This window comes from Pseudomonas sp. DTU_2021_1001937_2_SI_NGA_ILE_001, assembly GCF_032463525.1.
In the GTDB taxonomy this organism is placed as follows: Bacteria; Pseudomonadota; Gammaproteobacteria; order Pseudomonadales; family Pseudomonadaceae; genus Aquipseudomonas.
In genome coordinates this window covers 4652501-4679258 of the sequence record NZ_CP135971.1, presented here as the reverse complement: position 1 = coordinate 4679258, position 26758 = coordinate 4652501, and the positions used below count along the sequence as shown (strand labels likewise).

General features: G+C 63.1%; 20 protein-coding genes, 1 tRNA gene, 2 rRNA genes and 3 pseudogenes (1 of these 26 only partly in view). 14 read left to right on the top strand and 12 right to left on the bottom strand.

Annotated elements, in window-relative coordinates:
* Positions 1-35: 35 nt before the first annotated feature.
* Entirely contained in the window at positions 36-2093 is a 2058-nt protein-coding gene (locus RRX38_RS20350; protein ID WP_315960446.1) for a methyl-accepting chemotaxis protein, read from the bottom strand.
* Positions 2094-2523: 430 nt separating this feature from the next.
* Between RRX38_RS20350 and RRX38_RS20345 the strand changes: the two genes are divergently transcribed.
* The 4 genes from RRX38_RS20345 (at position 2524) to RRX38_RS20330 (ending at position 4983) form a co-directional block, all read left to right on the top strand.
* Positions 2524-2600, top strand: a tRNA-Met gene (locus tag RRX38_RS20345).
* A 109-nt stretch (positions 2601-2709) separates the two neighbouring features.
* A complete protein-coding gene (locus RRX38_RS20340) occupies positions 2710-3450 on the top strand; it encodes a hypothetical protein (protein WP_315960445.1) in 741 nt (246 codons plus the stop codon).
* Between the two features lie 246 nt (positions 3451-3696).
* Positions 3697-3957, top strand: a complete 261-nt coding sequence (locus RRX38_RS20335; RefSeq protein WP_315960444.1) for a DUF1652 domain-containing protein — start codon at positions 3697-3699, stop codon at positions 3955-3957.
* A gap of 225 nt (positions 3958-4182) precedes the next feature.
* Positions 4183-4983, top strand: a complete 801-nt coding sequence (locus tag RRX38_RS20330) for a TlpA disulfide reductase family protein (protein WP_315960443.1) — start codon at positions 4183-4185, stop codon at positions 4981-4983.
* 14 nt (positions 4984-4997) lie between these two features.
* Here the strand turns inward: RRX38_RS20330 and RRX38_RS20325 are convergent, their stop codons facing one another.
* A complete protein-coding gene (locus RRX38_RS20325) occupies positions 4998-5360 on the bottom strand; it encodes a response regulator (RefSeq protein WP_295479017.1) in 363 nt (120 codons plus the stop codon).
* A 42-nt stretch (positions 5361-5402) separates the two neighbouring features.
* Positions 5403-6833, bottom strand: a complete 1431-nt coding sequence (locus RRX38_RS20320) for an ATPase domain-containing protein (RefSeq protein ID WP_315962715.1) — start codon at positions 6831-6833, stop codon at positions 5403-5405.
* 309 nt (positions 6834-7142) lie between these two features.
* Between RRX38_RS20320 and RRX38_RS20315 the strand changes: the two genes are divergently transcribed.
* Entirely contained in the window at positions 7143-8564 is a 1422-nt protein-coding gene (locus tag RRX38_RS20315; protein ID WP_315960442.1) for a diguanylate cyclase domain-containing protein, read from the top strand.
* Positions 8565-8883: 319 nt separating this feature from the next.
* On the opposite strand, the pseudogene RRX38_RS20310 reads toward RRX38_RS20315, so the two are convergent.
* Positions 8884-10029: pseudogene (locus tag RRX38_RS20310) on the bottom strand (methyl-accepting chemotaxis protein); the annotation flags it as partial.
* A 21-nt stretch (positions 10030-10050) separates the two neighbouring features.
* A pseudogene (locus tag RRX38_RS25125) lies at positions 10051-10524 on the bottom strand (MCP four helix bundle domain-containing protein); the annotation flags it as partial.
* A gap of 209 nt (positions 10525-10733) precedes the next feature.
* On the opposite strand from RRX38_RS25125, the gene RRX38_RS20305 reads away from it, so the two are divergent.
* Both RRX38_RS20305 and pcsA read left to right on the top strand, forming a co-directional pair.
* Positions 10734-12728: an alkaline phosphatase D family protein gene (locus tag RRX38_RS20305; protein ID WP_315960440.1), complete on the top strand. Its 1995-nt coding sequence runs from the start codon at positions 10734-10736 to the stop codon at positions 12726-12728.
* Positions 12729-12804: 76 nt separating this feature from the next.
* Positions 12805-13524, top strand: coding sequence for a phosphatidylcholine synthase (pcsA, locus tag RRX38_RS20300; protein WP_315960439.1), 720 nt, complete (start codon positions 12805-12807; stop codon positions 13522-13524).
* 7 nt (positions 13525-13531) lie between these two features.
* Here the strand turns inward: pcsA and RRX38_RS20295 are convergent, their stop codons facing one another.
* Positions 13532-14737 carry a sugar transporter gene (locus RRX38_RS20295; RefSeq protein ID WP_315960438.1) on the bottom strand — a complete coding sequence of 402 codons (1206 nt, stop codon included), beginning with the start codon at positions 14735-14737 and terminating at the stop codon, positions 13532-13534.
* A gap of 270 nt (positions 14738-15007) precedes the next feature.
* Positions 15008-15346, bottom strand: coding sequence for a zinc ribbon domain-containing protein YjdM (locus tag RRX38_RS20290; protein WP_295479002.1), 339 nt, complete (start codon positions 15344-15346; stop codon positions 15008-15010).
* Positions 15347-15490: 144 nt separating this feature from the next.
* Between RRX38_RS20290 and RRX38_RS20285 the strand changes: the two genes are divergently transcribed.
* The 3 genes and pseudogenes from RRX38_RS20285 to RRX38_RS25115 all read left to right on the top strand — a co-directional run bounded on the left by RRX38_RS20285 (position 15491) and on the right by RRX38_RS25115 (position 17939).
* Positions 15491-16180, top strand: a complete 690-nt coding sequence (locus tag RRX38_RS20285) for an HD domain-containing protein (protein WP_315960437.1) — start codon at positions 15491-15493, stop codon at positions 16178-16180.
* 133 nt (positions 16181-16313) lie between these two features.
* A pseudogene (locus RRX38_RS25120) lies at positions 16314-17081 on the top strand (MCP four helix bundle domain-containing protein); the annotation flags it as partial.
* On the top strand, positions 17076-17939 hold the full coding sequence (locus RRX38_RS25115) for a methyl-accepting chemotaxis protein (RefSeq protein ID WP_410524921.1): 864 nt from the start codon (positions 17076-17078) through the stop codon (positions 17937-17939). The pseudogene RRX38_RS25120 and the gene RRX38_RS25115, both read left to right, overlap by 6 nt.
* 188 nt (positions 17940-18127) lie before the next feature.
* On the opposite strand, the gene can is transcribed toward RRX38_RS25115, so the two are convergent.
* Complete coding sequence (can, locus tag RRX38_RS20275; protein WP_315960435.1) at positions 18128-18763, bottom strand: carbonate dehydratase; 636 nt, start codon at positions 18761-18763, stop codon at positions 18128-18130.
* Positions 18764-18897: 134 nt separating this feature from the next.
* Between can and RRX38_RS20270 the strand changes: the two genes are divergently transcribed.
* Positions 18898-19302, top strand: a complete 405-nt coding sequence (locus tag RRX38_RS20270) for a serine kinase/phosphatase (protein WP_315960434.1) — start codon at positions 18898-18900, stop codon at positions 19300-19302.
* Here the strand turns inward: RRX38_RS20270 and rimI are convergent, their stop codons facing one another.
* The gene (rimI, locus tag RRX38_RS20265; protein WP_315960433.1) at positions 19303-19755 is read right to left on the bottom strand and encodes a ribosomal protein S18-alanine N-acetyltransferase; all 453 of its coding nucleotides are present in this window, start codon (positions 19753-19755) and stop codon (positions 19303-19305) included. It abuts the gene before it with no gap.
* Positions 19748-20548, bottom strand: a complete 801-nt coding sequence (locus tag RRX38_RS20260) for an energy transducer TonB (protein WP_315960432.1) — start codon at positions 20546-20548, stop codon at positions 19748-19750. Before RRX38_RS20260 ends, rimI begins: the two co-directional genes overlap by 8 nt.
* A gap of 200 nt (positions 20549-20748) precedes the next feature.
* Between RRX38_RS20260 and mksB the strand changes: the two genes are divergently transcribed.
* Genes mksB through mksF form a run of 3 tightly spaced genes read left to right on the top strand, consistent with a single transcriptional unit; the run spans position 20749 to position 25542 of the window.
* Complete coding sequence (mksB, locus tag RRX38_RS20255) at positions 20749-22026, top strand: Mks condensin complex protein MksB (protein ID WP_315960431.1); 1278 nt, start codon at positions 20749-20751, stop codon at positions 22024-22026.
* Positions 22016-22723, top strand: a complete 708-nt coding sequence (gene mksE, locus RRX38_RS20250) for an Mks condensin complex protein MksE (RefSeq protein ID WP_295478980.1) — start codon at positions 22016-22018, stop codon at positions 22721-22723. The genes mksB and mksE overlap by 11 nt, the downstream gene beginning before the upstream one ends.
* A complete protein-coding gene (gene mksF, locus RRX38_RS20245) occupies positions 22720-25542 on the top strand; it encodes an Mks condensin complex protein MksF (protein WP_315960430.1) in 2823 nt (940 codons plus the stop codon). Before mksE ends, mksF begins: the two co-directional genes overlap by 4 nt.
* A gap of 394 nt (positions 25543-25936) precedes the next feature.
* Here the strand turns inward: mksF and rrf are convergent.
* Together rrf and RRX38_RS20235 are read right to left on the bottom strand one after the other, a co-directional pair.
* Positions 25937-26052, bottom strand: a 5S ribosomal RNA gene (rrf, locus tag RRX38_RS20240).
* Positions 26053-26184: 132 nt separating this feature from the next.
* Positions 26185-26758: ribosomal RNA gene (locus RRX38_RS20235) — 23S ribosomal RNA — on the bottom strand; it runs 2317 nt beyond the window's last position.

Sequence of the window (26758 nt, the reverse complement as noted above, 5' to 3'; positions counted from 1 at the left end):
CCGTGGGTCAGCAAGCTGGCCCACGGGCCTGGCAGTCAGCTCAGGTGGAAACGCGCGGTGTTGTTGTTCAGCGCCCGGCTGCCCTTGCTCAGGGTATCAGCCGCCTGGTTCACCGCACGGGCACCGTCGAGCAGGCGACCAGCCGCCTGGTCGACCTGCTGGATGCTGCCGCTGACCTGGTCGGCCGTCGAGGCCTGCTCTTCAACAGCGGCGAGAATCTGCGCCAGGGTGTCGGTGACGCCCTGCACCGCCGCGGCGATCTCGCCCAGACGCGAGCCAAGACCGGTGACCGACTGGGCATCGTCGACCGCCTGGCCACAGGCCGCCTCCATGAGTTCGACCGCTTGGGTCACGGTGCTGCGCAGGCTCTCCACGGTACTGGCGATCTGCGCCGTGGAAACCTGGGTGCGCTGCGACAGGCTGCGCACTTCGTCGGCGACCACGGCAAAGCCGCGCCCCTGCTCCCCAGCCCGTGCTGCCTCGATGGCGGCGTTGAGCGCCAGCAGGTTGGTCTGTTCGGCGATACCGCGAATCGCATCGACCACCGACTGGATCTGCTGGCCCTGCTCGCTGACCCGGCTAAGCGCCGCAGCGGTTTCGGACAGGCGCCGGTTGAGCTGCTGGATGCTGTCGGTGGTGCGCTGGCTGTCGCGGCTGCTCTGCTCGGCGATCTGCCGCGTCTGGCGTGCGCTGTCGGAGGCCTGCTCGCAACTCTTGGCCACGCCCTGGGAGGTGGCGGCCAACTGCGTGGCGGCGGCGGCGATCTGGCTGATCTGCTGTTGCTGGTCTTCGACTTCGCCCAGGGTGTCGTTGGACTGACTGTTGAGGGTCTGCACCGCCGAGCCCAGTTGCTGGGTTTCGCGATTGACGCCCAGCAGGCTGGTACGCAGTTGCACCACCGCGACATTGAGCGCCTGGCTGATGATCGCCAGCTCGTCACGCCCCTGCACCGACACCTCGACGCACAGGTCACCATCGCGCAGGGATTCGGCCAGGGTGGTGATGCCCCGGGCGCTGCGGCTGATCGACGACTGCAGGCAAAGCAACAGGTACAGCGCCATCAGCATCAGCACGGTGAAGGTCACGCCCACAGGGATGAATTCCTGGTTGGACTTGGCGTGGTAGTAGTCCAGCCGCGCGTACAGCGACTGCAGCGACTGGCTGCGCAGCCCGAACATGGCGTCGAGCATGTGATCGACACTGCGTTCGAATTCGGCTGGCTTGAGTTTGATACTGCCGCCGAACACACCGTCGTCGAGCACCTTCAGCTCATCGCTGAGCACCTGCTGTACCGCCAGGTAGCGATCCGCCCAGGGCTGCATGTCCGATGGCAGGTGGCTTTGCAGCGAGTTGGCGATTTTGACCATCTGCTCTCTGGCGTCATCGATACGGCCACGCAGGTCGCGCATCTGCAGACGGCTCTGCAGGCTGAACTGGCCGGAAACCACCGAGGTCTGGCCGATACTGCCCAGACGGCCAATGCGTTCGATCAGCTCGGGGGTCTGCTGGGTAGATAGCTGCATGAGCAAATAGGTTTCCAGCCAGGGGTCGAGGATCAACCCGGAGTCCATGGCGATCTGGTCACGCAGTGCCTGCAGGTTGGCAATGGCCTGGCTGAAACGATCGTAGCCGTCCGGCCACCAGCCCAGGCTGCGCAGCGAGGCGGTGTCCAGCCCCTTGGTCGAGTCCTGCAGGGTCTTGAAACGCGCCATGGCGTCATCAGTGGCTTTTTCCGCGCTCAGGATGCCCTGCAAGCGCTCCACTGCCTGGTTGAGCAACGGAGCGGCTGCATCCAGTTCGCTGATGGCCTGCTTTGCCTCCGCAGTGGGCTCGCGCAGGATATCCACGGCCTTCCAGCGCGCGGCGCGATCGCGTTGTTCGGTCAGCAGTCGGTTGACCTCCTCCACGACCAGCAGCTGGCGCACCCCCGACCGCTCACCGGCGATCACCGCCAACTTGGCCAGGTAGTCGCTGCCGATCATCCACAATGCGCCTGCCAGCGGCAGCAGGAACAACAGAAACAGCAACTGAAACTTGCGCGCAAAACCAAAGCGACTCAAAAGACGCATACCCGGAGACAACAGGCTATTCATTGCTTTACTCCTGCGCATGGGCTCCGCCGGACTACACCGCCTACGGACACCCGCATCGTCACTATCAAAAAGCCATCAGGATGCCAGACTCATGTTTCTCCCCTGAGTCAGCATCCGCATCAAAAGTGTCATTGCATGCAGGCCTTACCTGCCAACGACACGCTTCCACCCAGAAGCGTCATGTCAATGCGCTAGCAAGATCCGGACCCGACAGGACGCCGGGACGATCTTGAGCCTTTACTGGAGAAGCGCCAGGGAGCACGCACCCAATCGGTGCATAAAACACTGATGAACGTCACTGTTGGAAACAATCTGTGGGAAGAGACGCGAGTCGAATCGCACGTCATCGCTAAGCGGTTGATCGCATGGAAATATTTTTCAGGTAAACGCTTGACACCTTCCCGGTATCAGCGAATAATGCGCGCCACTTGGCTACATAGCTCAGTTGGTTAGAGCATAGCATTCATAATGCTGGGGTCCGGGGTTCAAGTCCCTGTGTAGCCACCAAGTTCACGAAACAGCCCGCCTTGCGCGGGCTTTTTCGTTTCTGGGGATCGGTAAACAACCATCGCCCAGATAGAATGTCGGCTCACCTTCGCCCCTCAAGGATCAGCCGATGCGCCGCGCCCTCGCCTTCACTCTGCTTTGCCTGCCCTTCGCTGCCTACGCCGACTGCGCGCAACAGTTCTCCGCCTGGGCGCGGCAACTGCAGCCACAGCTGAAGCTGGCCGATCAGTATTCGGTGTGCAAGCCCTCGCCCAGCGACCCGAGCCGTACCCTGGCGGCCCTGCTGTTCGTCGAGAAGGAGGACGACGACGGTGCCCAATATGGCCTGGCGGTCCTCAGCGCCAAAGGCGCCACGGTCGAGCGGCAGCTTTACGAGCCAGCGGCGATCACCACCGACGCCATTACACTCGAGGAGGTGACCCTGGACACCGCGCGCTACAACCTGGCGCCTTCGCTGCGCGCGTTCGGCGTACGCGCACGCTATTCCGGCCCTTCGCGGGTCAATCAGTATTCCTCCACGCAAATGAATCTTTACCTGGACCAAGGCGGCCAGCTGCGCAAGGTGCTCGACGGCTTCGAGGTCGAGAAATTCGGTGGCGAGTGGGATGGCAATTGCGCCGGGGAGTTCTCGGAGACGCACAGCAGCCTGGCGGTGGGCAAGGCCACGAGCCATGGGCTGGCGGATCTGGAGGTGACGGAAAAGACCGTCGATACCGTGGCGGTGGCCAAGGGCGACGACTGCAACGACACGAAGTCCGCGCCGAAGGTGACGAAGTACTCACTCAGTTACGACGGCCAGCGCTACCAGATGCCGTCCATTCAAACCGCTGAGAAGGCCTCGTCACGCTGAGCCGCGCGCGACACCTCGGCAAACTTGGGCTAGTTTCAATACAGTTCGGTTAGGCGTCATGTGGCTCGGTAGGAGCGGCTTTAGCCGCGAAAGAGCCAGGAAAGTCACTGCATCTGTTGTGAACATGCAGTCGCTTCGCGGCTGAAGCCGCTCCTACCCGGTTTAACTGACCAGTAGCGGGGCCAGCCTGAGCCTCCCGCTGTCACTGCTTTGAGCACAGGGCCTGCAAGGGCCAAGGATGTCCCGATGCTGCTGTCCCAAGCCGACCTGCGCCACCTCATGGAAACCGCATTCGTGCCCATGCTGTGCAAATGCACGATTACCCCCGACGGCTTGATGAGCCTGGAACTGACCCACCCCGGAACCCATGCCCAGGCGTTCGGCATGAACGGCATCCAGGTGGCCGAACTGGACAACGGTCGGGCTATTGCATCCCTGGTGCTCGGTATTCGCGAAAAACTCAGGCTGCGGCAGGTGCTCGCGATGACCGCCTCAAGCTTCCGATAGATGCCGGGGCTTTACCGGTCTTTTCACGAGCAAGCTCGCTCCCTCAAAGCCGCAAAGCGCTTAACCGAACAGTATTGGGCCCGGGGGCGCTTCCACAGGCACCGCTTTGCATGCCGTCACAACCTGTCATGAATCATCTGCGGTCGGCACTGGATCGGTGTCGCATCGCCAAACGGGTAAATGGCAAAGTAGGCGCCTTCCAGATGGGCCTGCGGAGCCTTTTCAATGCTGACCCTCAACCTGGGGCCACTGGCCCTGGCCATGCACCACGTTCTGATCATCGCCAGTATGCTGCTGGCCACCCTGTGCGGCTGGTGGGCCGGGCGGCGTGTGGGTTGCAACCCGGAAAAACACCTGTTCCACCTGCTGATCGTGGCCGTGCTGGTCGCTCGAGCGGCGTTCGTCGCCAGCTTCCTGGCGCAATACCGCGAACAGCCCTGGGGCATTCTCGACCTGCGTGACGGCGGCTTCATCGCCTGGCCAGGCATCGCCGCCGCCTTGCTGGTCGGTATCTGGAAGCTGTACCGACACCCCGAACAGCGTCGCCCCCTCGGCCTGGCAATCTGCACTGGCCTGTTGTGCTGGGGGGCGGGCAGCCTGACGCTGGAACACCTGCAGCGCCAGTCACGCTTGCCGGATTTGCCGCTCACGGATCTGGAGGCTCGGCCGGTCAATCTCAAGGACTACCAAGGCAAGCCGGTGGTAATCAACCTGTGGGCGACCTGGTGTCCCCCTTGCCGTCGGGAAATGCCGGTGTTGGCCAAGGCGCAGGCCAGCCGCCCCGACATTACCCTGGTGTTCGTCAATCAGGGCGAAACGCCCGATGAAGTAAGAAGGTTCCTGCAAAGCCAGGGATTGGCGCTGGACAACCTGCTGCTCGACGCCAACAGCGAGCTGGGGCGCCAGGCCGGCTCCATGGCCTTGCCCACCACGCTGTTCTACGACGCCCAGGGCCATCAGGTAGGCAATCACCTGGGCGAGCTGTCTGCCGCCAGCCTGGAACAGGCCCTCCAGGCACTGGAGTAGCGCGTCCTGCTCGCCTAGGGCTCCTTGAGCAGTTGCAGCACGCTGTTGACCATCGCTTCGATCTCGAAGGGCTTCTCGTAGACCCGGGCGAACAGGTCGGGGCGTGAAACGCCGAGATGCGCCTGGGCACCGCTCATCAGCACGATGGGAATGTTGGCAAAGGACGGATTGGCGCGCACCGCCAGGGCGAATTCGATGCCGTTCATGCCCGGCATCATGTAGTCGGTAATGATCAGCCCCGGCCGCTCGCGGTCGAGGATACTCAGCGCCTTCTGGCCATTGCCGGCGGTCACCGTCAGGAAGCCTTCGTCCTCGAGTGCGAAGCTGAGGATCTCGGCGATCAGGTACTCATCATCGACGATCAGAATCGTGGTCATATCGCGCCCACTCCGCTCACCGAGTCATGAGCGAGATGACGGTCATGAACGTACACCGCTGTCGTCGTCGAATACATGAGATAAAGCCTTGCGAACGTCTATGCCCTGTTTGTCGATCACCAGTTCGAGAAGCGCAGGGTCATAAGCACTATCCCTGACTTTAAGGATGGACAGGTGCCGAGTAAGTTCAGCGCCTGTTTCCGCGAATCTGACCAGCAGCAGGTTATCGACTATCCCCGAGAGGTCGGATGCGGGCGCGTCGATCACCTCGCCGAGGATGCTGCGCACCTCCCAGGAAGCGACCACGGTGACGTTACGGCTGCGCAATTCGCCCATCAGCGCGGTGTAGATATCCAGGACCCGTGACTTGTCGGCGGCGGTCCTGCCCATGCCCCCCAGGCTGTCGATGAATACCCGCTTGATGGATTTGCGTTCGACCAGGCGCAACAGCTCGATGGCCAGTTTGTCGATCTTTTCCGTGGTGATCGAGCGCCAGGCCAGGGTCAGCGCCCCCGAGGCTTCGAGCGCCTCGAAGTCATGCCCCAGCGCCTTGGCCTTCAGGCGCAGGCGCTGCGGCGACTCGTAGAAGCCGAAATGCAGCCCGGGGTCCTGCACAGTGGACTCGGCCAGGAAGCTGAGGCCGATGGACGTCTTGCCGGCACCCGAGGGTCCCATGACCAGGGAAACGGAAGAGCCCACCAGGCCACCGCCAATGAATGGGTCGAGACTGGCGATGCCACTGGGTATCAGGCCCAGGGTCTCGCTGTCGCGCATGGCCGAATGGGTCACCGTGCTTTCCAGCCGCGGATAGACCACCAGGCCGTCATCGGTGATCTCGCATTCATGGTCACCGGAGAGCGCCGCACTGCCGCGGGTCTTGCGCATCTTGATGCGCCGCACCATGCGCGAGCCGACCTGCTCTTCGCCCAGCTCCAGCACGCCATCGACCATGGTGTGCTCCGGGCTGCCATCGTCGAGCTGCGAGCTGGTGAGGAAGAACACCGTGCAGCCGGCGAAGGCCGCGTGGCCCTGCAGCTCGGAAATGAAACGTTTGGTATTGAGTGGCGAGTCGGCCTTGGAGCGCGCATTGAGCAGGCCGTCGAGAATCATCACCGTCGATTTCTGCCGAGCGATCTCGCGCCGCAGCAGCTTGACCACCTCATCGAGCCCTTCGTTCTCCATGGTGTCGAAGGCGCTGATGAACTGGATTTCCGCACCGATGCGGCTCTTGTCGAAGAAGCTCAGTGTGGAGAGAAACTGGAACAACCGCTCGTGCGGCTCGGCCAGCAGCGTGGCGAACAGCACACGACCGCCGTCACGCACATGATTGAAGCCAATCTGGTTGGCCAGGATGGTCTTGCCCGACCCAGGACGCCCCTGGATGATGTAGGAAGAGCCCGAAACGAAGCCTCCCTTCAGCAGCTCATCAAGTCCTTCGATTCCGCTCTGAAGGCGTTTTAGCTGGTTCAAGATCTCTTTCTCCTGGTATTCGGCGACGCAGGCATGCTCATTCAGCCCATACGCAAGTAGCGCATTCTGGCGCTGTTAAAGACGCTTCTCAAGCCTTCGCCGCTTGTATGCCCTCGGCACGGTGAACCCTGAGCTGCCATAGGACCCTGCACCCGGCGAAACGATCCTCCACGCCGAGGCTTTCGCCCGTCCGGCGACGCACGGTAGCGAAGGCTGGTTCATGATCGCCACCACAGTTACGATAGCCAGGCGCCACTCCCCTCTTTCCAAGCCGTTCCGGCGATTGTCCGCAGGCCGTTCCCAGGTGTTTTCATGTTCAAGAGCGACCCGACAAGCCGCATAGCGGCACGTCGTAGCCAGCAGTTGGTCTGGCGCCTGGTTCCGGCGATCGGCGCCCTGCTGCTGCTACTCGGCCTGGGCGGCTATCTGCTGGTCAAGAACGCCTTGAGCCAGGATGCCGACGTGCAGCAGCGCTCGCGGGTGTTCATCAGCCGCACCCTGGAGCAGGTGCGCAACGAAGTGGGGCGCAACATCATCAACTACAGCAAATGGGGTGAGGCCTACAAGAACCTGCACATGACGGTGAACAAGGTCTGGGCCGATGAGCAGCGCAACGTGGGTGATATTCCCTTCGAGCTGTATGGCTACAACGGCGTGCTGGTCATCGGCCCGCAGGACCACACCCGCTATGCGGTCATCGACGGCAAGCCCTCGGATATCCAGGCGGCGAACTGGCTGCAGGGGGACTTGCCAGCCCTGCTGGCGGCCGCCCGAGCGCCCGACAAGGAGGACACCAGCATCGTCAGCGCCATGCAGGTAGACGGAACCCCCGCCCTGGTCGCGGCAGCGACCATCACTCCCGGCTGGGACCCTTCGATCACGACGATACCCGGCCCGGCGTCGGTGATGATCTTCGCCACGCTGCTGGACGACGAGGAACTGGCGCACCTGAGCGAAACCTACGGCCTGCCGAGCATGACCCTGGCCACCGGCAAGCTGCCCGGGTACGAGTCCATGCCCTTGCTGGGTTCTTCGACCCATGTGAACTGGATACCCCCCCACCCCGGCATGGACCTGCTGCGTCAGACCCTGCCGCTGTTCCTGGCCGGAGTCATCGCCCTGATGGGGGTGCTGGCGGTGCTGCTGCGCCACGCCATCCTCTCGACCCGGCAGATCGACGAACAATTCGCCGCGCTGCATGCCAGCCAGGCCGAGGCCCGGCACCTGTCGCTGCACGACTTCCTCACCGGCCTGCCCAACCGCTACCAGCTGACCCAGTACCTGGACGACCTGCTGGAGCAGGCGCCTGCGGTGCCGCTGGCATTGCTGTACCTCGATCTGGACCGTTTCAAGCCGGTCAACGACCTGCTGGGGCATGCGGCGGGCGACCTGGTGCTGCAGGAAGTCGCCCGGCGCCTGGCCGAACACGCCCCGCCAGAAGCGATGACCGCACGCCTGGGTGGGGACGAATTCGTCATCGTGATTGCGTCACCCGCCTCGGCAGAAGCGATCAGCGAACTCTGCGCACGATTGCGCGACGCGCTGTGCCAGCCCATCGAGGTGCACGGGCAAAGGGTGCAGATCGGCACCAGCATCGGCGTCGCCCTGGCCCCCCTGCACGCCCAGACCGTCAGCGAGCTGCTGCGCCTGGGCGATATGGCGCTGTACCAGGCCAAATCCGCCGGACGCAATACCTGGTGCGTGTACAGCGAAAGGCTGCGCCAGCCCGGCTGAGCCGGCACCCTGGGTTTAGATGCAATACCGTTCGTTTAAGCGGCATGTGGCCCGGTGGGAGCGGCTTTAGCCGCAATACTGGTCAGTTAGGCCGTGGGAGCGAGCTTGCTCGCGAAGGCGGCGTCACGTTCACATCAAACTCAGCGACTGTGCCAGCTATTCGCGAGCAAGCTCGCTCCCACAAGGCCGCAAAGCGCTTAATCGAACAGTATTGGCTTTAGCCGCGAAAGCGCCAGGAACTTCACTGCATCTGTCGTGAACATTCGGTCGCTTCGCGGCTGAAGCCGCTCCTACCCGGCCTAACTGACCCGTATTGGGTTCAAATGCGGAACTTGCTGACCAGGCCGTTGAAGGACACCGCCAGGCGCGACAGCTCCTGGCTGGAAGCACTGGTCTGGTTGGCACCGGCGGCGGTCTGGGTCGAGAGATCCTGGATATTCACCAGGTTGCGGTCCACCTCGCGGGCCACATGCGCCTGTTCTTCTGAAGCGGTGGCGATCAACAGGTTGCGGTCGTTGATCTGCGCGATGCTCTGCGCAATGCGCTCCAGCGACTGGCCGGTGGCCTGCGCCAGGGCCTGGGTTTCGCTGGCCAGGGTGCGGCTGTTGCCCATGGCTTTCACCGCCTGGTCGGCGCTGCTCTGCACCGAGCCGATCATCGCTTCGATCTCGCCGGTGGACGCCTGGGTACGCGCCGCCAGGGCACGCACTTCATCGGCCACCACGGCAAAACCGCGGCCCTGCTCACCGGCCCGCGCCGCCTCGATGGCGGCGTTGAGGGCCAGCAGGTTGGTCTGTTCGGCGATACCGCGGATCACATCCAGCACCTTGCCGATCTCACGCACCTGGCCGGCCAGGTCTTCGACACGGGTGGTAGAGCTGGAAATCTCGGCACTCACGGTGTCGATGGCCTTGACCGCTTCACGAGCCTGGTCACGGCCATTGGCGGCTTCACTGCTGGTGGTCTTGGAGGCATCGGAGGTCGACATGGCGTTGCGCGCCACTTCCTCGACGGCGGCGGTCATCTCGGTCACGGCGGTGGCAGCCAGCTGAATCTCGTCGTTCTGACGGGTCAGGCCACGGCTGCTTTCTTCGGTGACGGCGTTGAGTTCCTCGGCGGCCGAGGCCAGTTGGTCAGCGGCGCTGGCGATCTGCTGAATAGTGCCTTTAAGGCCGTTCTGCATGTCATTGAGGGCCTTGAGCAGCAGACCGGTTTCGTCCTGGCGGTCGCTGTGGATCGGCTGGGTCAGGTCGCCACCGGCCACCCGCTGGGCACTGACCACCGCGGCCGCGATCGGGTTGCTGATGATACGGCTGATGAACAGACCCAGGCCGAAGGCGGCGATGAAGGCGATGGCGATGCCGACATACAGATTGAGCTTGGCCGAGGCCTCCTGCCTGCTGGCATCGGCGGCGCCTTCACCAATCTGCCGGTTGTTGGACTCGACCATGATGGTCAGCTCGTCGACGATCTTGAGGTAACCACTGTGCACGTCACCGGCGATCAGTTTTCGGGCATTGTCGATATCGCCGTTGGCCAGAAGACCGATGGCACGGTCGACCTGGGCCTGATAGGCCGGCCAGTCGACGTCCATCTTGTCGCCTGCCGCGCGCTCGTCATCTTCCAGCGGCGTCGCCCGATACACGGCGTAGGCTTTCTCGGCATTGGCGCGGTTGTTGCGGATGTTCGCCACGACCTCGTCCCGGACGTTCTGCGGCGCGTTGCTGGCCACTGCCGAGACCAGCCGGTAAAGCTCGCGGCTTTGCGCCACGGTGGCGGTCTTGGCCTCGGCAGTCTTGGACACCGACACCAGGTTATTGGAGAACACCGATCGCAGGCTGGCCGATAGCTCGCCGACGCCACGGGCGCCAATCAGCCCGACGATCAAGGTGATGACGGCGCAAAGCGCGAAAGACAGCAGGAGCTTGGTCGACAGCCGAGCGTTATAGAACCAGTTCATGCGAGCACCTTTCAGGATTGTCGACGGAGGGCGACAAGAGGAAGTGGAATAACTATTAAGTCTTATCGGCAGACTTCACTGCGCTTTAGCGCCGTTTCAGCGTTTTCGTACTGCGGGCTGCGCTCATTTGCAGCAGCCGGACACGACGAGGAAATTTTCACACCGCAAGCGTTAACATCCGGCTGTGTTTTCCAGAGCCATTCAAGCGGATGTCTGCCTCACCCTGTACGCGTTCTTCAGCATTGCCCCCTGTCCTGGCCGGCCCCATCCTGCGCCGCCAGGAAAGCACCCGCCTGGTGCTGTGGCTGACCGCCAGCCGCCCGCTGGACCTGACCTTGCGCCTGAGCCTCGGCGACAGCACGGCGCCCGCACAACCCCGCGAGCATCGCCTCGATGAGCGCAGCTGCCAGGTGATCGCCGTCGGCCGCCATGCCTTCGTGCACCTGGTCGACCTGCGCCTGGACACGCCCCTGCCGTACGACTCGCTGATCGACTACGACCTGCTGATCGGCCCGGCCCGCTCGCCGATGGCCGAGTGGGCGCCGCATCTGCTCTACCCTGGCGCGGCGTCGCCCAGCTTCGTGATTCGTCGCCGGGTCGACCACCTGCTGCATGGCTCGTGCCGCAAACCCCATCATCCGGCGGCCGACGGCCTGTTATGTGCTGACCGCCTGCTGGCCGAAAAGCACGAAGCGACTGCCCGCCCGGCACTGCTGATGATGAGCGGCGACCAGATCTACGCCGACGACGTTGCAGGCCCCATGCTGCGAGCCATTCATGCGCTGATCGAACGCCTGGGTCTGTTCGACGAACAGCTCGACGGTGCGGTGGTGGATGACAGCGCCAGCCTCTACCGACACCCGGCCAGCTACTATCGCCGCGCCGAGCTGCTGCCAGCCCTGCAAAGCAACGAAACACTGCGTGAGCGCTTCTTCGGCGGCGTGCGCAAACCGGTGTTCACCAGCAGCAGTGCAGACAATCACCTGGTGACCCTGGGCGAAATCATGGCCATGTACCTGCTGGCCTGGTCGCCGGAGCCCTGGACCCTGGTCGACACCCAGCCACCCGCCCTCGACGACAAGCAGCGCGAACGCTACGCCAGCGAACGGAGGCACCTGGAAGGTTTCCGCCAGGGACTTGGCGACGTGGCGCGGGTCATGGCCCACCTGCCCTGCCTGATGATCTTCGACGATCACGATGTGACCGACGACTGGAACCTCTCGGCCAGCTGGGAGGAGACCGCGTACGGACACCCGTTTTCCCGACGCATCATCGGCAACGCCCTGATCGGCTACCTGTTGTGCCAGGGCTGGGGCAACAATCCCGATGCGTTCGGCGAACTGATCGCCCAGACCGACGCCCTGACTCGCCGGGCCATGGCCAACGATGGACTGCTCGACAGCCAGCCGCAAAACGCCCTGATCGACAGCCTGTTGCGCTTCGAACAGTGGCACTACGTGCTGCCCACCCAGCCGGCGCTGGTGGTGCTCGACACTCGTACGCGGCGCTGGCGCAGCGAGTCGAACCTGGCACAGCCCTCCGGCCTGCTGGACTGGGAGGCGCTGTGCGAACTGCAGCAGGAACTGCTCGACCACAAGAGCGCGATCATCGTCTCGCCGGCACCGGTATTCGGCGTCAAGTTGATCGAGGCGATCCAGCGGGTGTTCAGCTGGTGCGGCTACCCGCTGCTGGTGGATGCCGAAAACTGGATGGCGCATCGCGGCGCGGCGCAGGTGATCCTCAACATCTTTCGCCACTCGCGAACACCGGGGAACTACGTGATTCTTTCGGGCGACGTGCATTATTCGTTCGTCTATGAAATCCTCATTCGCCATCGCAAGGGCGGCCCGCGCATCTGGCAGGTCACCAGCAGTGGCATCAAGAACGAGTTTCCCCGGCGTCTACTGGAGGTCTTCGACCGCCTCAACCGCTGGCTATACTCACCCCGTTCTCCGCTGAACTGGTTCACCAAGCGGCGCCGGATGAAAGTCATCCCGCGCACGCCCGAGCACAGCCAGGCCGGCGAGCGGCTATGGAATTCGGCCGGCATCGGTCAGGTCCTGTTCAATGAGCAGGGCCAGCCGCTGCGCATCAGCCAGCTCAACGCCAACGGTGCACCGCCGACCTGTTTCGTGGACCCCGGTGAAGACCGGCATGCAAGGGATCGCCAATGGTTCGACCAACCCGGCCAAAGCCAGCGCTGAACCTTATGGCGCTTTCACCGGTCGATAACAGCTGAATGGCCAGGCGTTGCCTGGCACGGTTTCTGGAGAACAGCACGTGATATCCAATCCGCGCATCGCCCGGCTCAACGCCTGGGGCGCCCACGGCTTCACCGCCACTGGCGTCGTCCTGGCCTTCCTGGCCACCATCGCTCTGTTCGAAAGCCAACCCAAGGCCTGTCTGCTGTGGCTGGGCGTGGCGCTGATCGTCGATGGCGTGGACGGCTCGCTGGCCCGCAAACTCAACACCAGTTCGGTGCTGCCGCACTTCGATGGTTCGACCCTGGACCTGGTCATCGACTACCTGACCTACGTGTTCATTCCGGCACTGTTCATCTACTGGTACATCCCGCTGCCGGATTACACACGGCTGCTCAGCGTTTCGCTGATCCTGGTGTCGTCGCTGTTCTGCTTCTGCAATGTCGACATGAAGAGCAAGGACAACTACTTCCAGGGCTTCCCCGCCGCCTGGAACGTGGTCGCGCTGTGCCTGTTCATCCTCGCCCCCAACCCTTGGGTGACCTTCCTGACCATCATCGGCCTGGCGCTGCTTACCCTGACCCGCATGAAGTTCCTGCACCCTTTCCGGGTACGTCGCTTCATGCCGATCAATATCGCCGTGACCACTGTCTGGCTGGCTTCCAGCGGCGGGCTGATCTTCATGCACCCGCATGAAAACCCGGTGCTGCTGGGCATCTGGCTGCTGATGTCGGCCTATTTCCTGGGCATCTGTATCTGGCGGACCTCGCTGGAATGGCTGGGACGCCTGAAGGGCTGAGGCCCGCTCAGCTGTCCCTCACCACCTGCCCTTCCTCCTGCGTGGCGAACCGCCAGGTCGCCACCGCGCACAGCAGCAGCCCTGCGGTGGCCAGTGTCCCGCCGGCAATGCCCACGAAGGAAACATCGGCGTGGCTGCTGACCAGGCTGCCCAGCAGCGCACCACCGCCAATGCCGATGTTGAAGATGCCGGAGAACAGCGACATGGCGACGTCGGTCGCGTCTGGCGCCAGGGTCAGCACCCGCGACTGCTGGACCAGGCCGAAGCACATCATCGTCATGCCCCACACCACGCTCAAGGCGGCGAGCGCGTAGGCATTGCCCGCCAACGGCCAGAGCAGCCACAGGCATGCGCCCAGCACGCCGATGGTGCCGATCAGCAGGATGTTGGGAAAACGGCTGCTGAACAGGCTGAAGACCAGCGAGCCAATGATTCCCGCGCCGCCGAACAGCAGCAGCAACAGCGTGGTCATCTCGCCTGGCAGACCGGCAACGGTCTGCGCGAACGGCTCGATATAGGTGTAGGCACTGAAATGCGCGGTGACCACCATGGCCGTGAGCCCATACAGCACCACCAGGCGCGGCCGCTTGAACAGCGTCGGCAGGCTGCGCAGCGAGCCGGAGTTCTGGCTGGGCAACAGCGGCAGCACCCGCCAGACCAGCAGCAGGGCCACACACGACACGGCAGCGATGCTCATGAAGGTGGTGCGCCAGCCCAGCGCCTCGCCCAGCATGCGCCCCAGCGGAATGCCCAGCACCATGGCCAGCGAAGTGCCGGTGGCCAGCAGCCCCAACGCCTGCACCTGGCGCCCCGGCGGCGCAACACGTACCGCCAGGGAGGCGGTGATGGACCAGAACACCGCATGGGCGAAAGCGATCCCCACTCGGCTGACCAGCAACACGCCGAAACTGCCGGCCACCGCCGAGAGTACATGGCTGAGGATGAAGATCACGAACAGGCCGATGAGCAGCCGACGACGCTCTATGTTGCGAGTGAGCAGCATCATCGGCAGCGACATCAGCGACACCACCCAGGCGTAGACCGTCAGCATCAGGCCGACCTGCGCAGTGCTCATGTCGAAGCTCTGCCCGATGTTGCTCAACAGGCCGATGGGCACGAACTCGGTGGTATTGAAGATGAAAGCGGCCAGGGCCAGGGCGATGACGCCGAGCCAACTGCCAGCAGGTGCAACCTTGGGGGGACGGGTCGACAAGAGACTTCACTCCGGGGATGTAGCACACAGGCAAGCTTGTCGAATGCCTGGACGTTGCGGCCTGGTGCAGCGAGGCCGGGAGAGCTTCACGCGGGAGAAATACCGGCGCAGGAACACGCTCGCTCGTGGCCAGGCCAGAACGCAGCGCGATGGGGATGGATTATTGTGGGTATGTAGGCGATGACGGCGATTCTACGACCGCCCGGCGGTGACGACAACCTGCAGGAGGAGGTCGCCGTAGCGGTCCGAAGGCCACCACGGCGCAGGCAGTCAGGCTTTTTTGACGAACTCGGACTTGAGCTTCATGGCGCCGATGCCATCGATCTTGCAGTCGATGTCGTGGTCGCCGTCTACCAGGCGGATGTTCTTGACCTTGGTGCCGACCTTGACCACCAGCGACGAGCCCTTGACCTTGAGGTCCTTGATCACGGTGACCGTGTCGCCGTCCTGCAGCACATTGCCGGTGGCGTCCTTGATGACCTTGACGTCATCGGCGTCGCCGACCTCGCCCTGGGCGGACCACTCATGGGCGCATTCCGGGCAGATCAGCAGGCTGCCGTCTTCATAGGTGTACTCGGAATTGCATTTCGGGCAGGAAGGTAAGCTCACTGAGGTTCTCGCATCGAGGGGTGGAAAAACCACGAAGTATAAAGGGTTTTTACCCTGGCCGTCAGCGCCTGGCTGCCACGCGCGCTTGCGGCTACCGGCATGATGACGGCAAGCTAGCAGGGCAATCTTTCCAGGAGTGCCATGATGCCAGCCTTCCTGTTCGAGCCCTTCCAGGACCTTGCCAGCCTTCTGTTGCCGCACGCTGGCGCCAACGCCTCCGATGGCGCTCACGATATGTCGCACTTGCTGCGGGTGTGGAAGAACGTCTGCGCCATCCGCAACCGCGAAGGCGGCGATCCCGAGGTGCTGGTGGCCGCGACCCTGCTGCACGACTGTGTGGCGGTAGAGAAGAACTCGCCGTTCCGCAGCAGTGCTTCGCGCCTGGCCGCAGCACGTGCAGGCGAACTGTTGAAGGAAATGGGCTGGGACGAACAGCGCATCGCGCAGGTGAGCCACGCCATTGAGGCACACAGCTTTTCTGCCGGGGTCGTGCCCACCAGCCTGGAGGCGCGCATCCTCCAGGACGCCGACCGTCTGGACGCGCTGGGCATGATCGGCGTGGCCCGGATGTTCCATGTCTCGGGGCGCCTGGGGCGCCCCCTGTACGACCCGCTGGACCCCACCGCCCGCCAGCGCCCCCTGAACGACACGCGGTTTACCATCGACCACTTCCAGACCAAGCTGCTGCGCCTGGCCGATGGTTTCCAGACCGCCACAGGACGCCAGATGGCCCGCATCCGCCACCAGCGTGTGCAGCGCTACCTTGATGAACTGCTCGAGGAAATCGACGTTGCACCGCTCGTCGAAAACTCCGGTCAACCTCCAGTTTTTTGACGTCAAACAACAGCTTAGCCGCAAATATGTCACATAGACATCATATAAACGGAGCCCTCCACAGGTCCGTTCATATGGGTTGTGTACCGTGAAAAAACTCCTGGCTCGTGCATTTCGTCGATTTCCTACAACGATGCTGCGCCGTTTCAAGATCACCCAGCGCCTGGTGCTGTGCCTGGGTTTCTCTTCATTGCTCACTGTGGCACTGGGAGCCTTCTGCCTGCTGCAGATGCAGCAGATCCGCGACCAGGGCGAAGCCGTTCAAGGAGGGGCGCTGCCGAGCATCGCCATGGCCGACGCCCTGGCCATCGCCCTGGGCAAGCTGCGCGCCGAGTCGGTTCGCCTGATCGCCAATGCCGACGACCCCAGCGCGGTGATCAACAGCAAGATCAACGTCGAACAGCTGCGCAACGAGGTCAACAAGACCTTTGACGACTACCTCAACCACGCCACCGCCGAAGCCGAGCGCGATTCGGTGAAAGCCCTGCAGGACGCCTACAAGGCGTTCATGCCCGCACTGCACGAACAGATGACGCTGATCGAAAAAGGCAGCCTCGACCAGGCGCGGATGCTGGCCAACACCACCCTGTCGATTCAGGGCGACCTGATGGACATGCAGGTGCAACTGCTGCGTGAACTCAATCGCCAGAGCGCGGCGACCGCCGTGCAGAGCGCTGACGAGCGCTACACCCAGACCCGCGTCATCGCCCTGGGCGCCATCGGCGCGGTCCTGCTGTTGAGCCTGCTGCTGGCCTGGCGCCTGAGCGTGAGCATCATCCAGCCGATGCGCCACGCCCTGCATATCGCCAACACCATCGCCGCGGGTGACCTGACCGAGCACGACGTGCCGGCTGGCAAGGATGAACCGGCACAGCTGCTGCAGACGCTGGAACGCATGCGCGGCAACCTGCACGGCACCATCGATCAGATCCATGCCGCCGCGGTGCAGTTGTCCAACGCGGTGCAGGAAATGACCAGCATCGCCGAGGCCAGTGCCAGCAACCTCAAGCTGCAGAACAGCGAGATCGAACAGGCCGCAGTGGCGATCAACCAGATGAGCCAGGCCGCCGAGGAAGTGGCCGGCAATGCCAGCAACACCGTGAGTGAGTCGCAGGCCTCCAGCCATGCGGCCCTGCAAGGGCAGGAACGCCTCTCGGCGACCATCGGCTCGATCAGGCACCTCACCGACAACGTACTGGACTCTTCTCACCAGGCCGAAGGGCTCGCCGAGCAGACGCAGAACATCAACAGCATCCTCGACGTCATCCGCTCCATTGCCAACCAGACCAACCTCCTGGCGCTCAATGCGGCCATCGAGGCGGCACGTGCCGGCGAGGCAGGACGCGGATTTGCCGTGGTCGCCGATGAGGTACGTTCGCTGGCGCAACGCACCAGCGACTCGACCAGCGAGATCGAAGAGCTGATCACCGGCGTGCAGAAGAGCACCCAGCAGACGGCCCAGTCGCTACGCCACACCGCCAGCCAGGCCAGCCAGACCCTGGAACAGGCAGCGGCCACCGGCGAGGCGCTGACGATGATCATCAGCTCGACCACCACCATCAACGGGCGCAACCTGCAGATCGCCAGCGCTGCCGAGCAACAGGCCCAGGTCGCCCACGAAGTGGACCGCAACCTCAACAGCATCCGCGACCTGTCGACCCAGACCGCCTCGGGCGCGCAGCAGGCCAGCATGGCCAGCAACGAACTCTCGCTGCTGGCCAACGACCTCAACAGCATGGTGAGGCGCTTCGTGCTGTAAACAGCTTCAGCCGCGAGACGGTGGCGCTTTCGCGGCTAAAGCCAATATTGTTCGGCCAGACCGGGTAAGAGCAGCTTCAGCCGCGAAGCGACCGCTTGTTCACAACAAATGCAGTGAATTTCCTGGCGCTCTCGCGGCTAAAACCGCTCCTGCCCGACCCCATGCCACTTAACCGAACGGTATTGCCCTCAGAGCGGGCGCAGACGGTATTGCGGCGGCAACTGGTCCAGGCCGCTGATGGTGGTGTCCAGGCTCTTCCAGCGACCATCCTTGATGCCGTAGATGCAGCCATGCACCGACAGGCTCTGGCCGCGGTGCCAGGCGTTCTGCACGATGGTGGTGTGGCTGACGTTGGCCACCTGCTGGATCACGTTCAACTCACACATACGGTCGACACGCGCTTCCTCGGTGGGCAGCTTGGCCAGGGCTTCGCGATGCTCGTAGTAAAGGTCCCGAATGCTGCGCAACCAGCCGTCGATCAAGCCGTACTGCTGGTCCTGCATGGAGGCGCGCACGCCACCGCAACCGTAGTGGCCGGTGACCAGGATGTGTTTCACCTTGAGCACATCGACCGCGTACTGAATCACCGACAGGCAGTTCAGGTCGGTGTGCAGGACCACGTTGGCCACGTTGCGGTGCACGAACAGATCGCCCGGCAGCATGCCGACGATCTCGTTGGCCGGCACCCGCGCATCCGAGCAACCTATCCATAGATATTCAGGGGTCTGCTGGCGCGCCAGCTTGGCGAAGAAGTCCGGGTCTTCCTGCTTGATGGCTTCTGCCCAGCGCGCGTTGTTGTCGATCAGTTCCTGTAATGCCTTCACGGGGGGTCACCTCAGAGTTGGTCACAGGTATGACTGGCCATTGGCCTGTCAAGTCACGACAGCCGTCGCTTCGAAGGAATCTTCACTGACCAGGCCGGTCCACCCTTACACATTCAGAATGAAAGGATTGAGCCATGAACGAGCCACGCAGACCGTTCGACGCCCAGCAGCCAGAGCCCATCGACGACACTCAGGACCGCATGGGCTCAATGGAGGAACTGGACTTCGACGACGAGTCCACCGCACGCATCGGTGACGAGCTGCCGGAGCGGGAACTTGAGCATGAACTGCCAGATCGCCGGGTTCGCGAAGCGGGCATGACCGGAGCCTCCACGCCGGACCACCACCCTACCGACGATGACCTGGACCCGGAAGTGCTGATCCGCCAGGACGGCGCACGGTCACCTTCGGAAGCCGGTGCCGATCACCCGGCGGACAAGGACCTGAGCCTGACCGACCAGGCTGACATTGGTGCCGGTCACGGGCTGGACGAGGAAGAACTGGCCCACCTCGACCCGTTGGATGGCAAGCCCGAGTAGCTACTCCAGTAGCGTACAGGCCATGACCACGGCGTCTTCGCGGCCGTCGGCGGACGGGTAGTAATCACGCCGACGGCCAATCTCGTTGAAGCCGTACTGCTCGTACAGGCGATAAGCCGGGCGATTGCTGTCGCGCAGTTCCAGAAAGCATTCACGGGCATCGAGTTCGAAGGCGCGCTTCATCAGGTGGTCGAGCAATCGGTAGCCCAGGCCACGGCCCTGACTCTCCGGCTTGACGGTAATGTTCAGCAGGTGCGCCTCATCGATGATGACCTGGATAACCCCATGGCCGACCTGCTGTGCCCCCTCGAACATCAGCCACACTTCATAGGACTTCAGGGCATCGAGGAAGATGCCGCGGGTCCAGGGGTGGCTGAAGGCGGCGTATTCGATTTTCAGCACCGCATCCAGGTCCGCCTCGGTCATGCGGCGGAAGGTGATCGCATCACTCATCGTTCGTGTTCCAGCGCGCCATCAGACGGCGCATGGCTTGCCAGACGTCGCCTTTGCGCTGCGGCTCGTCCATCAACAATTCCAGACCCGGCAGCGCCCAGGCCGATCCCAGGCCATCGACCTGCAATTCACGATAATAGGCGTCTTCGTCCACTTCTCCGGCAAAACGCACCGCCGGCAAGCCGATCAGCCACAAGCAGGCACAGGGCTGCTCTTCCAGGCGCGCGGCCACGAAGCCCTGCACGAAGTCCCGCGCCGCCTCCGGTCCCTGGTCCATCTGGCCGCGCACCAGCAGCGGCCAGCGCACCGGCTCGCCGATGATCTGCGGGCTGTCCGGCAGGCCGGCGGCACGCAGCATGTCTTTGAGCAGCAGGTAGGAAGGGTCGCGGCTCTGGAACGGCTGCCCGGTGGCCAGTTCGACCAGCACCAGGCAGCGCCCGGCGCGCAGCAACTGCAGGGCGAAACGCGGTGGCGGCACCACCGGTGCCTTGGCGGCCGGTGCTTGCTCTTCGGCTTCGTCGTTGGCCACAGGCGGCTTGCTGGCCGGGCTGGACGAAGGGCGCGGCACTTCGATGCGCGGCCGCTCGGCGGGCTGGCGGGCCTGCGGCGCCGCGCCGGGCACAGGCACACGGGCCTGCACCAGCGGCTCGCTCTCGATCTGGGGCTGCGGCTCGGGCAAGGCCGCCAGCAGTTCCGGCCGTGAGGGGGCGGCGAAAGGCAATTCGGTGCGTGGCAGCCAGCTGACCACCTGCATGGCGGTCAGATAGTCGCGGCGACGGGACTCGGTCAGCAAAACATCGGCCACTTGTGGATAAGTCAGGCGGGCAATTCTAGGGGGTGCATGGCTTTACTGCCAGTGGTGTGCAGGCGACCGTTCATCCGTGCGTGGCAGCACCACGCAAATCAGGCTCAACGCGGCACCCTTGAAGTGAAATCTTGCCAGGCCGATGCAGTACAATCGCTGCCTTTCATTTGCCAACGGTCGAGCTTTACATGATCGAACCCAAGCGAGTCCTGCGCGCCCTGGCCGAACACTGGTCGCTGCTGGAGCCTTTATGCGAGCACTTCGACCAGGGCACCCTGAGCCTGAGCGAATTGCGTCAGCAGCTGGCCAGCCAGCAACAGGAAAGCACCCCGCAAGACATCACCCACCTGCTGGACGTCTGGATCCGCCTCGACATCCTCGTGCCGGTGGCCAAGAGCCCCAACCGCTTCGAGCTGAATGCGCAGATCCACGACTTCATGTCCTACCTGCGCCGTGAGCACCGGCTTGGCCTGTGCCTGGAAATCGAAGCCTACCTGCGCCACTTGGAGCGACTGGCCGGGCATATTCAGGATGCCTTCGACATCCGCGACGCCAACGACCTGGCCCGCCAGTTGCGCCTGCTGGACATGCGGGTTCGCGACGTACTGAAGAAGCTTGGCAACGACGAGCAGGCACTGGTGGCCGTGGCCGAACGAGCCAAGACCAGCGACCGGCAGATTCCGTTGCGCCAGCGCTATGCCGAAGTGCTGGCGACCTGGGATGAATACGTCGAGCCGATGATCCAGCTGGTGGCCGCCGACGGCGCCTTCGAGCAGGGCGTGCGCAAGGTCGAGAAGGTCTTGCTGCGCCTGCTCAGCGACCAGCAACGCCTGGGGCACCTGGTCGATGACGACATGCTGTTGCGCACCCACGCGCGCATCCTGGAAATGCAGACCAGCGCCCAGCTGACCCTGCGCCACGCCCGCGAGCTGCTGCTGCCGCTGCGCGAGGAGGCGCGTCGGCACAACGCCGTGACCCGTGGGGCGGCACTGGCCCTGGCGGCCATTCGCCGCAAGGGCATCGATGCCGTGCCGCAAGCGGCCATGCCGCTGTTCACCCGCCCGCAGAGCACCTTCCTCGGCAGTGCCAGCCAGGTCGAGGCGTATGTGTATGCCCTGGCGCGTTTCGAGCCCAAGCCGGCACGTTTTCCCAAGGCCAGCGGCACCCGCAAGGGCGAGGCGCCGCGCGCACCGCGCACGGTCAAGGAAATGCTCGACCGCTGCGAAGACGCGCTGCCGATGCCCGACCTGATGACCTGGCTGCTGGAGCAGGAGCCCGAAGGGGCTACCGACGAACTGCTGTACTGGTTCTCGCGTCTGTCGCGCGACAAACGCTTTGCCCGCCAGCGCCTGGAGCGCCGCGAGTATTTCACCCGGGAGCATCGCGTCAGCCTGCGCTCCTTTGCCCTGCTCAATGCCCAGGGCGAGCCTACCGAGAATTCCGAGAGCGTGACCCATGCATCTTGATCTGTCCGAAATGTCCCAACTGGCTCCGATCTTTCGTGAGCTGTTCAAGGGCTACCACATCAGCCGCCGCGACCCTGAACTCTACGCGCAGCTGTCCAATGCCCAGGACCAGTACCGCACGCTGTTCAAGGCGCTGGGTTTCGAGCTGGTCTGCGACACCCGTGGTTTCTACTACTTCGTACCGGAGCAGGCCGCCGCACAGGTCAACAAGACCGCGCAGCGCCTGGCGCTGTTCACCTTCATCCTGGTGGAGCACCTGGCCGACCAGGGTCGTGACCCGATGAACGTGCTCGACGGCGGCAGCCTGGGCCGTGACGAACTGCCCTCGCTGCTGGACAAATACCGCGACCTGTTCCTGCAGGCCGAAGTGCAGACCCAGGAAGAGCTTGAAGAGAAGATCATGCGCCGCATGACCCAGCTCGGCTTCGCCAGCGAGGAAATGGGCGTGTACCGCTTCCTGCCACCGATGCACCGCTTCCTCGATGTGTGCCTGTCGGTACAGCAGGACCGCGACCTGGCCGCCACGCTGCACAGCGACCTGCCCTTGCCGACGCCGGAACTGGTCGACGACGACAGCGACGAAAAACTGCTGCACACCGACGACCCGCTGGACCTGAGCGAATTCGCTGAAGGTGAAACCGAGGAGCAGGCACTGGCCCGCGCCATCGCCGAAGAACAACAGGAGATGAACGCATGAGTCAGGAACGCTACGGCATTCGCCGTTTCGCGCTGCTCAATACCGCCGGCTACAGCCTCGGCCTGTTCCCACTGGAGCACCCGCTGTCGGTGTATGGCGCCAACAACCTGGGCAAGAGTGCGTCGATCAACGCCTTGCAGTTCCCGATCCTGGCACGCATGTCGGACATGAGCTTCGGCCGCTACAGCCTGGAACAGTCGCGGCGTTTCTACTTCGCCTCCGACACCAGCTACATCCTGGTGGAAGTCGCCCTGCCCCCTGGCCCGCATGTCATTGGCGTGGTCGGTCGTGGCCCCGGGGGCGGCTTCGGTCACCAGTTCTTCGCCTACGCCGGTCAACTGGACCTGGCCCACTACCAGAAGAACGACACCTGCCTGCGTCAGAAAGAGCTGTTCGCCAACCTGGAGAGCCAGGGCCTCAAAGCCTATGAGCTGAAGCCGGATGAACTGCGGCGGCTGCTGGTCGGCGGCCATACCTCCGTGCCGCTGGACCTGACCCTGATTCCGCTGCGTTCGACCAGCGAGCAGAGCCTGAAGACCTTCCGCGCGCTGTTCATCAACCTGCTGCACATGCGCGAAATCACCGCCGCCAAGCTCAAGCAGCTGTTCCTCGATGCCTTCGAACACAGCCTGCGTTCCGGCAGCGTCGACTACATTGCCGCCTGCGAAGAGGCGTTCCGCGACGTACGGCGCATGGAGCAGGACTACAACGCCCTGGTGCAGGCCGGCCCGCTGGTGGAAGCCCTGGCCAACGGCGTGCGTCAGCGTGACGTACTGCGCGGCAAGCTGCATCGCCTGTCGCCGCTGCTGGATTCGCTGCTGGGCACCTGGTCGGACTACTCCAGCGCACGCAAGGAAGAGCTGGTCATCCAGGCCGAGCATTACCGTGCGCAACAGGATGCGATGCAGAACGATCAGCGCAACAGCACCCAGGAGCTGATGCGCCTGGAACGAGAGATCAGCAGCATCCAGCGCTGGCTGGGCGAACTGGCGGTACTCAAGAACCGCTTCGCCCTGGTCGAGGACGCCAAGGTCCTGGAGCAGCAACTGCTGGCGGCCAAGGATGCCCACGACGAGCTGGCCGGTGCGCTGGCGCAATCGCGGCAGTTCAGCGCCGAGGATCTCGACGAACGCATGCGGGATCTGGAAAAGCGCCTGAAATCGGTGAAGCAGCAGCTCGACCATGCCGACAACAACAGCTATGCCCGCCTGCGTGAGGAATTCTCGCAACCGGATGTCGAACGCCTGATGCGTCTGTTCAACGGTGCGCTGTTCAGCCTGCCGCTGGGCGAACAGGGCATCACCCTGGACGACGAAGACAAATGGGTGAAATCGCTGGAAGCCGTGCTCGACGGTTTCAAGGGCGAGCACTTCGAGGTGCCGGGCCTGTCGATCAACCTGTCCAGCATCGAGCCACCGGCCCTGCAAGCGCTGGCCGACCGCGCTGCGCTGCGTGACCAGAAAGATCGCCTGGAGAAGGAGCTCAAGCAGCTCAAGACCCAACAGTCGGTAGCCGCCGACCGTACCGCAAGCAAGACCCAGACCGAGGCGCTGTATCAGCAGGTACTCGACGCCCAGAAAGCACTGGAGGACTTCCGCCGCAGCCAGACCCTGAGCGCCGAAGAACCTGCCAAGCTCGAAGAACTGGCGCAACTGGAAGCCGCGCAGGACGACCTGAAGCGCTCCAGCGATGCCTTTACCGAGCGCGTCCAGCAACTGTCGGCCAAGCTGCAACTGGTGGCGCGGCAGATCGGCGATCTGGAAGCCAAGCAACGCACCCTGGATGACGCCCTGCGCCGTCGCCAGCTGTTGCCGGCCGATTTGCCGATGGGCACGCCGTTCATGGAAGAGGTCGACGACTCCATGGACAACCTGCTGCCCTTGCTCAACGACTACCAGGACAGCTGGCAGGCACTGCTGCGCTGTGACGGGCAGATCGATGCGCTGTACGCCCAGGTGCGCCTCAAGGGCGTGGCCAAGTTCGACAGTGAAGAGGATGTGGAGCGTCGCCTGCAACTGCTGATCAACGCCTACGCACACCGCACTGATGAAGCCCTGACTCTGGGCAAGGCACGACGTGCCGCAGTGACCGACATCGCGCGTACCCTGCGTAACATTCGCAGCGACTACGAGAGCCTGGAACACCAGCTGGCGCTGTTCAACCGCGAGATCAACCGTCGGCAAGTGTCCAACCTGGCGAGCTTCCGCATCGTGCTGGCGCCCAACAAGGAAGCGCTCAAGCACATCGACCAGATCATCCACAGTGCGGGGCAATACGAGGAAGGCGAAACCCTGTCGGTCTTCGACCTGACCCAGAGCGCCGAGCAGGATCACAAGAACGAAGAGGCCAAGGAGTACCTGGCTCGCCTGGTGGCCGCCAACCATAACCAGCTGGGCCTCAAGGACCTGTTCGAGCTGGCGTTCGAGATCACCAAGGTCAATGGCCAGCCGGTCATCCACACCGACATCGACGGTGCGGCGTCCAACGGCACGACCATGACCATCAAGGCGCTGACCAACATGTACCTGTTGCTGCACCTTATGGACCGTGACCTGGCCAGCCGCATCCGCCTGCCCTACTACCTGGACGAAGCGGCAGACATCGACGAGAAGAACCAGTCGGCGCTGCTGGAGACTAGCCAGCAACTGGGCTTCGTACCGATCCTGGCCAGCGTGAAGCCACAGGTTTCGGCGCACGTCGCCATCGACCTGGAAGGCGGCAGCGGACCGAATGGCATCTATATCGACGAGGCGGACTGGAAGTACATCCGCCGTCGCGAAGAAGCCGAGCAGAACGTGGAACGCGAAGAAATGGCCTGATCTTCAGGTGTATATGGAGACCGCCCAAGTGGCGGTCTTTTTTTGCGCGCTGTTTAGGTCCAATACTGTTCGCTGAAGCGGCATAAGGCCCGGTGGGAGCTTTAGCCGCAATACTGATCAGTTCAGACTGTGGGAGCGAGCTTGCTCGCGAAGGCGGCGTCACGTTCACAGCAAGCTCAGCGACTGAGCCAGCTTTTCGCGAGCAAGCTCGCTCCCACTAAAAGCCGCAAAGCGCTTAACCGAACAGTATTGTGTTTAGGTCAGGTACTGGCTGGCATGACCGGCCTCTTCGCGGCTAAAAGCCGCTGCCTGCAGGGCCACGAGCTGTACAGATTTTTCCGCGCGCAAAAGCAAAACCCCTGACCGCAATGCGATCAGGGGTTTTGGTGTTTAATCTTGACGATGACCTACTCTCACATGGGGAAGCCCCACACTACCATCGGCGATGTGTCGTTTCACTGCTGAGTTCGGGATGGGATCAGGTGGTTCCAACACTCTATGGTCGTCAAGAAATTCGGTGGCCGGCGCGCCTTGCGGCGTTCCAGCAAATTCGGTTGTGAAACAAGCGGCAGTTTGTTTTCCAGCTTTCGGCTGTTGCGTCTTCACACACCGCCACTGCGGTGCAGATGGCTTGGGTGTTATATGGTCAAGCCTCACGGGCAATTAGTATGGGTTAGCTCAACGCCTCACAGCGCTTACACACCCCACCTATCAACGTCGTAGTCTTCGACGGCCCTTTAGGGGATTCAAGATCCCAGTGAGATCTCATCTTGAGGCGAGTTTCCCGCTTAGATGCTTTCAGCGGTTATCTCTTCCGAACATAGCTACCCGGCAGTGCCACTGGCGTGACAACCGGAACACCAGAGGTTCGTCCACTCCGGTCCTCTCGTACTAGGAGCAGCCCCTCTCAAATCTCAAACGTCCACGGCAGATAGGGACCGAACTGTCTCACGACGTTCTAAACCCAGCTCGCGTACCACTTTAAATGGCGAACAGCCATACCCTTGGGACCGGCTTCAGCCCCAGGATGTGATGAGCCGACATCGAGGTGCCAAACACCGCCGTCGATATGAACTCTTGGGCGGTATCAGCCTGTTATCCCCGGAGTACCTTTTATCCGTTGAGCGATGGCCCTTCCATACAGAACCACCGGATCACTAAGACCTACTTTCGTACCTGCTCGACGTGTGGGTCTCGCAGTCAAGCGCGCTTTTGC